The 7,286-nt window shown below is 64.9% G+C and carries 6 protein-coding genes; 2 read left to right on the top strand and 4 right to left on the bottom strand.

From position 1 onward, the window contains the following. Positions 1-56 precede the first annotated feature (56 nt). Positions 57-1,010, top strand: coding sequence for a dioxygenase (locus ACQPYR_RS10185; RefSeq protein WP_433630392.1), 954 nt, complete (start codon positions 57-59; stop codon positions 1,008-1,010). Positions 1,011-1,067: 57 nt separating this feature from the next. Here ACQPYR_RS10185 and ACQPYR_RS10180 read toward each other — a convergent pair whose 3' ends face one another. Together ACQPYR_RS10180 and ACQPYR_RS10175 are read right to left on the bottom strand one after the other, a co-directional pair. Beyond that, the gene (locus tag ACQPYR_RS10180; RefSeq protein ID WP_433630389.1) at positions 1,068-1,481 is read right to left on the bottom strand and encodes a DUF7144 family membrane protein; all 414 of its coding nucleotides are present in this window, start codon (positions 1,479-1,481) and stop codon (positions 1,068-1,070) included. An 87-nt stretch (positions 1,482-1,568) separates the two neighbouring features. Further along, the gene (locus ACQPYR_RS10175; protein ID WP_433630386.1) at positions 1,569-3,689 is read right to left on the bottom strand and encodes an MMPL family transporter; all 2,121 of its coding nucleotides are present in this window, start codon (positions 3,687-3,689) and stop codon (positions 1,569-1,571) included. Positions 3,690-3,977: 288 nt separating this feature from the next. Between ACQPYR_RS10175 and nrdF the strand changes: the two genes are divergently transcribed. Further along, positions 3,978-4,940 carry a class 1b ribonucleoside-diphosphate reductase subunit beta gene (gene nrdF, locus ACQPYR_RS10170; RefSeq protein ID WP_364393736.1) on the top strand — a complete coding sequence of 321 codons (963 nt, stop codon included), beginning with the start codon at positions 3,978-3,980 and terminating at the stop codon, positions 4,938-4,940. Between the two features lie 67 nt (positions 4,941-5,007). Here the strand turns inward: nrdF and mgtE are convergent, their stop codons facing one another. Beyond that, a complete protein-coding gene (gene mgtE / locus ACQPYR_RS10165) occupies positions 5,008-6,372 on the bottom strand; it encodes a magnesium transporter (protein ID WP_387289515.1) in 1,365 nt (454 codons plus the stop codon). A gap of 336 nt (positions 6,373-6,708) precedes the next feature. Beyond that, positions 6,709-7,218 carry a hypothetical protein gene (locus ACQPYR_RS10160; protein WP_433630382.1) on the bottom strand — a complete coding sequence of 170 codons (510 nt, stop codon included), beginning with the start codon at positions 7,216-7,218 and terminating at the stop codon, positions 6,709-6,711. Positions 7,219-7,286: the final 68 nt, after the last annotated feature.

Below are 7,286 nucleotides of genomic sequence, written 5' to 3'. Positions count from 1 at the left end.
CCTGCGTCCATAGCGTCACGGTCGACAGCTGACCGCGACGACGGAAGGACAACGCAGTGAGCGCACAGCCCGCGCACCGCCGCGACGGCGACGTACACGAGCACGATCTCGGACTCGCCCACGATATGAAGGTGATGTCACGCCGCCGCGCCCTGGCCTTCTTCGGCGTGGCCGGGGCGGCGACGGTGGCGGCGGGCTGCGCATCGGCGACGACCACCAGCACCACCTCCTCCACCACCACCGGTACCACGACTACCAGGACCGGGACGGTCACCGCCGCACCGCAGGAGACCGCGGGCCCGTACCCGGGCGACGGCTCGAACGGACCCAACGTGCTGATCGAATCCGGTGTGGTCCGATCCGATATCACGACCAGCTTCGGTGCGTATTCCGGTGTCGCACAGGGTGTTCCGATGACACTGCGATTGAAGCTGCAGGACGTGGCCAAGAGCGGCGCAGCGGGCGCGGGCATGGCCGTCTACGTCTGGCATTGCGACCGCTCCGGCGAATACTCGCTCTACGGTAAGAGCATTACCGACCAGAACTATCTGCGCGGCGTCCAGGTCGCGGATGCCAATGGCGAGGTGCAGTTCACCTCGATCTTCCCCGCCTGCTATTCCGGTCGCTGGCCGCATATCCATTTCGAGGTCTATGACTCGCTCAGCACCGCCGTGGCGGGCGAGAACGCCCGCCTCACCTCACAGATCGCACTGCCACAGGACGTGTGCAGCACCGTCTTCGCCGCCGACTCCGGATACGCACAGAGCATCAGCAATCTTTCCCAGATCTCACTCGCCTCGGACAATGTCTTCGGCGACGGCTGGGATGCCGAAATGGCCACGGTCACCGGCACTCCGAGTTCGGGTATGACCGTCTCGATCACCATCGGCGTCGCCGAGAAATCGCAGAACACGCAGTCCGGCAATGGCGGCACGCCACCCGGACAGGGTGGTCCCGGCGGACAGGGTGGTCCTGGCGGACAAGGCGGACCGCCGCCGCGCACGAGGTAGGCACAAAAGTCGGCCCCCGGCGCGTACTCGACGGGCCGAGGGCCGATTATGCGAAACCTAGCGCGCGACTCCGCTTTCAGCGCCGATCTGCCGCGCCAGCGCCCAGATGATGAGCACGTCGAGCGCGATCATCACCAACGACCAGAACGGGTACATCGGCGCGAACAGGAAGTTGTCCAGCAGGCTGATCGAGGCCATCACGATACCCGCCAGATAACCCCAGGTCTGTCCGGTGATAATGCCGATGCCCGCGATAATGATCAACACCGCGATCACCAGGTGAACCCAGCCCCAGGCCGAGACATTCACCTGGAAGACCTGATCCTCGGTCAGGACGAACAAGTCACGCTTGGCGATGGCCGCTATGGCGGCGAGCAGATGCAGTATGCCGGTGATCAGAATCAATACGCCCGCGAAGATCGTCATGTCATTGAGCGCGGGTCCGGTTCTGGTCGGGCCGGGACTGGTCATAACACACCCTCCTTGGCGAAACGCGTGGTAACCGACGGCCACAACGTAACCCTCGCCCCAGCCGAAATACGGCAGCGCGGCGGCGGGTCACCTACTGAGACTGGTCTCCGGCTCGCGTTCCGCGGCCACCCTGGGCCGAGCCAATGCGCTGGGCCACCAGATCCGGTCGCCGATATCCAGCGTCAGGGCGGTGACCAGGATCGAACGCACGATCAAGGTATCGAGCAGCACGCCGACGGCGATGACAATGCCCATTTCGGCGAAGGTCACCACCGGCATGGTCGCGAATACCGCGAAGGTGCCTGCCAGGACCAATCCGGCTGAAGTGATCACGCCGCCTGTTGCGGCCAAGCCGATGAGCGCGCCCGCCTTGGTGCGATGCTCGAGCGCCTCCTCGTGCACCCGCGACATCAGGAAGATGTTGTAGTCGATGCCGAGTGCCACCAGGAAGACGAAGGTCAGCAGCGGCAGTCCGGCGTCGGCACCCTTGAAACCGGCCAGATCGAAGATCCAGCGGCTCAGCCCGAGCGCGGCGAAATAGGACAGCACCACGGTCGCCGTGAGCAGAATCGGCGCGGCCACCGCACGCAACAGCACCATCAGGATCGCCAGCACAATGGCGAGCACCACTGGCACGATGACCCGATTGTCATGCGCCACAGCGCGTTTGATGTCGAGCACGACGGCGGTCTGCCCGCCGACCCTGGCCTGCGGATCCACCGCGTGCACGGCCGCACGCACCCGATCGATGGTGGCCTCGGCGGCCCGGCTGTCCGGCGGATCCGTGAGCGTGCCCTCGAGATAGGCCAGATCATCCTTGACGATCGGTCGCGACGGCGCGGTAATTCCGGGTATCGAGCCCAAGGCGGTGGCGACCGCATCGACGCGCGCGGACGAAGCGACGACCATCACCGGCTGACCGGTGCCCGCCTCGAAATGCCGTTCCAGCACCTCGGTTCCGGTGACCGCGGCGGATGAGCCGACGAAGGCGTCCTTGTTCGCGATGCCCTCGGCCTCCAGCCCACCGGCACCGAGTGCGAGTGCGCCGAGCGCCAGTGCGGTGCCGATCCAGACGGTGCGCGGCCGCCGGGCAATCGCGAATCCGACGCGCGCCCAGATGCCGGATTCGGTCTCGTTGACGGTGCCGAAATTCGGATGCCGAGGCCAGAAGATCCACCGGCCGACGATCACCAGCAGTGCGGGCAGCAGTGTCAACATCGCCAGCAGCGCCACCGTGATTCCGATGGCGCAGACCGGCCCGATGCCCTTGGTCGAGTTCATCTCCGCCACCAGCAGCGCCAACATCGAGACGATCACGGTGCAACCGCTGGCCAGCACCGCAGGCCCGGCGCGATGCAGTGCGACCGCCATCGCCTCGTGTTTATCGGGATGGCGGCGCAGTTCCTCGCGATAGCGCGCAACCAGCAGTAGCGCATAGTCGGTGCCCGCGCCGAAAACCAGCACCGTGAGGACGGCCTGGCTCTGTGCGTTGACGGTCAGCCCCACCTGGGTCGCGCCGAATACCGCGGCCTGCGATATCACCAGCGCGAAACCGACGGTGATCAACGGAAACGCCCACAGCATCGGACCGTAGGTGAGCAGCAGAATGACGATTACGACCGCGGCGGCCGAGTACAGCAGCAGACCGTCGATCCCCTTGAACACCTCGCCGAATTCGGCCGCGTACCCGGCCGGTCCGGTGGCATAGAAGGACAATCCGTCGGGGCGCTCCCCCGCCGCGTCATTGATCGCACCGACCACATTCGTCAGGCGGTTCCAGCCCTCGGATCCCATCGAGATCGGCACCAGGATTTCCAGCCCCTGACCATCGCCGGACTGGATCGGGCCGAGCACCTTATCGGGCACGACATGCTCGACCTGCCGGAACCGTTTGGCATCGGCGCCGACCGCCAGCCGATCGGCGTCGGTGAGCCCGTCGCGGCGCTCGTACACCAGTACCACCGGAATATCGTCGCTATTGCCGAATTTCTCGGCCAGCTTGAATGCCTGGGTGGATTCGGCGCTGTCCGGCAGCCAGGTGACATTGTCGTTCTTCTGTGCCCCGGTGAGCTTTCCGGCGAAGGTGCCCAGTGCCAGCAGGGCGATGATCCAGACGCCGAGCACCACCCATTTGCTCCGCCGGCCACTCGGCACACGCGCGAGTCGGCCGAGCAGATCGGACATATCCGGATCGGTCGGTGCGGACATCGGGCCCCCTCGGTTGCCGCCACACGGTCGGACCATGCTACTGCCGGGCTCCTGCGTCCGCGAGTGAAAATGTGACTCTGCGCCCATCCGGCGCGATGCATGGATTTCGCACCGCGTGCCGCACAATGGGTGCCGCAGGCGGTGGTCACCGGCGCATCTGCGCCATCGCGAAAGACACCGCTGCGACACAAGGTGTTGTGCTCCACGGACTTGTCACCCCCAAGGAGTAGTGTCCAGGGCGTAGCAATTCCGTGACGGCAGCGTGCTCGGGAAGGGTGTGGAGGCAGGATGAAACTGATCGATCGGGTGTCGGCCATCAACTGGAATCGGGTGCCCGACGAGAAGGATGCCGAGGTCTGGGATCGCCTGACCGGCAACTTCTGGCTGCCCGAGAAGGTGCCGGTGTCCAACGACATCCCGTCGTGGAACACCCTCACCGCCGACGAGAAGCAACTGACCATGCGGGTCTTCACCGGCCTGACGCTGCTGGACACGATCCAGGGCACGGTCGGCGCGGTGAGCCTGATCCCGGACGCCGCGACGCCGCATGAGGAGGCGGTGCTCACCAATATCGCGTTCATGGAGTCGGTGCACGCCAAGAGCTACAGCTCGATCTTCTCCACGCTGTGTTCCACCCGCGAGATCGATGACGCGTTCCGCTGGTCGGAGGAGAACCGAAACCTGCAGCGCAAGGCCGAGATCGTGCTGGAGTACTACCGCGGCGACGATCCGCTCAAGCGCAAGGTGGCCTCCACCCTGCTGGAGAGTTTCCTGTTCTACTCCGGCTTCTACCTGCCGATGTACTGGTCCTCGCGGGCCAAGCTCACCAACACCGCCGACCTGATCCGCCTGATCATCCGCGACGAAGCGGTGCACGGCTACTACATCGGTTACAAGTACCAGAAGGGTCTGGAACTGCTCGGCCAGGCCGAACGCGACGACCTCAAGAACTACACCTTCGAGCTGCTTTTCGAGCTCTACGACAACGAGGTCGAATACACCCAGGATCTCTACGACGAGGTCGGCCTGACCGAGGACGTCAAGAAGTTCCTGCGCTACAACGCCAACAAGGCACTGATGAACCTCGGCTACGAAGGCCTGTTCCCCAAGGACGAAACCGAAGTCAATCCGGCCATCCTCTCGGCCCTGTCCCCCAACGCCGACGAGAACCACGACTTCTTCTCCGGCTCCGGCTCCAGCTACGTCATCGGCAAGGCCGTCAATACCGAAGACGAAGACTGGGAGTTCTGAAACACCCACGCCCACAATGAAATCCGGCTCGGTCCGCGGGGACCGAGCCGGATTTCTGGTCTTCGCCTCAGATGCCGAGGACCAGTTTGGCGGTGGTGAAGTAGATGATCAGGCCGGTGGCGTCGACGAGAGTGGTGACCATCGGGGCCGAGACGACCGCCGGATCGATGTGGAATCGCTTCGCGAGCAATGGCATGGTGCCACCGATGGTCGCGGCCCAGCCGCAGATGATGACCAGGGTGATGCCGACGACCAGTGCCGTGCCCGGATCGACGAACAGCGCGCCGATGGCGATGCCCGCGGTGGCCAGCATGGTGCCGAGCACCAGGCCGACGCGGCATTCGCGCCAGATCACCTTGAACAGGTCGGAGCCGCGCACCTCGCCGACGGCGACTGCACGCACACAAGCGGTCGCCGCCTGCGCCCCCGCATTCCCGCCCGCGCCGATGAGCAGCGGGATGAACAGCGCCAGGTGCGCCGCCTGCTGCAGGGTGCCCTCGAAGAAGTCGGTGACGCTGACCGTCAGGGTGGCCGCGAACAGCAACAGCAGCAACCACAGTGCGCGATAGCGGGCCAGCTGGAACACCTTGGCCGCCATGTAGTGGCCCTCCCACGGTGCCGAACCCGCCTGCTTGGCGACGTCCTCGCTGTCGGCGGCCTCGATAACCTCCACGGCGTCATCGATGGTGAGCAGTCCCACCAGCCGGTCCTCACTGTCGACGACCGGCAGGTTGATGACATTGGTTTCGCGCATCAGCCGCGCCGCCTTCTCGGCGGAGTCGGTCGCGCGCACGAAAGTCGGCTCGGTGACGACCAGATCCGACACCATGGTCTCGGGACGGCTCAGCACCAGCTCACGCAGTTCGACAATCCCGGTGAGCCGGCGACCGGCGTCGACGACGGGCAGCGTGTACACCGTTTCGGCATTGATGCCCTTGATCCGTACCGTCTGCAGAGCGTCGGGCACGCTCAGATTGCGCGGCAGCGCAACGACTTCCGGCGTCATGTACAGCCCGACCGAACCTTCCGGATAGCCGAGCAGTGCAGCGGTCATCCGGCGTTCGCGGGCGCTCAGTCCGGCCAGCACCTTCTTCGCGACCTTCGCCGGCGCCTCGCGCAGCATCCTGGCGCGGTCGTCGGGATCCATCGCCTCGACCAGATCGCGGAAGCTCTGATCGCGCAGACCCTCCAGAATCTGTTGCTGGTCAACGGGTTCGAGCTCCTCGAAGACGGCGAGCGCCAGATCCTTGTCGAGGAGACGGAAGGCGACGCCCGCCTGGACGGCGTCCATGCGTGCGAGTTCGTCCGCTATGACATGCGGCTGCTGATTGTCGAGCCAGTCGAGTGCGGCGTCGACACGATGGGTGTCCACGATGTCCTGCAGGGATGCGGACAGCGTCGGACGTGCTTCGATGAGATCGGTCTGCGACATGGGAGGTCCTCAGCACACGGCGAGATAAGCGAGTGAATCGAAAGAACGAAGTCACACCGCGGGCACCAACCCCGGGACCGACTACTACAGGACGGTTTTACGAAGGGGCGGCGCCGCGCGGCCTTCGACTGGGAGGTTCGCTGCGCATCGCAACCCCACCTCCTCAACGCCACCACAGGGCCGTCGCTCCTGCGGATTTCTCGAATGCGACGCCCGGATCGGGCCGACCGCACAGCTTCCGGTTGAAGGATACATGCGGTGACGCCGGTGTTCACACTCGAATCGCGTAAAGATCGACGATATCTCGATCCAATATGACCGGACCCACATCCAGTGTCAGGATGACAAGGTGGCGCCGACGGCGATCTCGACATCGGGCCAGGTCGGCGTGTGCTCCACCCAGTCCGGTACCGGCGCGTCCTGTTCACCGAACAGATACAGATTCGGTACCAGATCGCGCAGGGCTTGATGCACCTCCAGACGGTCATCGATCATGTGCGTGATCCCCAATTCCGCGCAGTGCTTCGCCTTATCCGCCCTTGCCCGGCAGAACCGCACGTTGCCCTTCGGCACGCCCGTCCGGTCGTAGAACTGGTGGTGGTCGAGCCACTGCAGGGTGCGCTCCTGAACCCGGGGCCCGCATTTCGAGATGACCCATGCCTGGCCGTCGAACCGACGCACCAACCGCGCCAATACCTCGAACGCGTCGGCACTTGGCGGGGATGCCAGCGCCTGCTCGATTCCCCCGGACAGAAATACGGTGTCCGCAGCGCCCACAGCGAAGGTCGCCCCCTGGATGACCCGGCCGAAGTCGATGCCGAGTCGCTGTTGTGTTTCTTTGTTCATCGACCTTCAGCATGACCTGGACCGCACCCGCGCCGCCAGCGAATTCCCGGCCAGCAGGAGATTCGACG

It is taken from the genome of Nocardia sp. CA-120079, from assembly GCF_050955745.1.
In the GTDB taxonomy this organism is placed as follows: domain Bacteria; phylum Actinomycetota; class Actinomycetes; order Mycobacteriales; family Mycobacteriaceae; genus Nocardia.
Note: the sequence above shows the minus strand (reverse complement) of the source record. Positions and strands in the feature narration are given on the sequence as shown.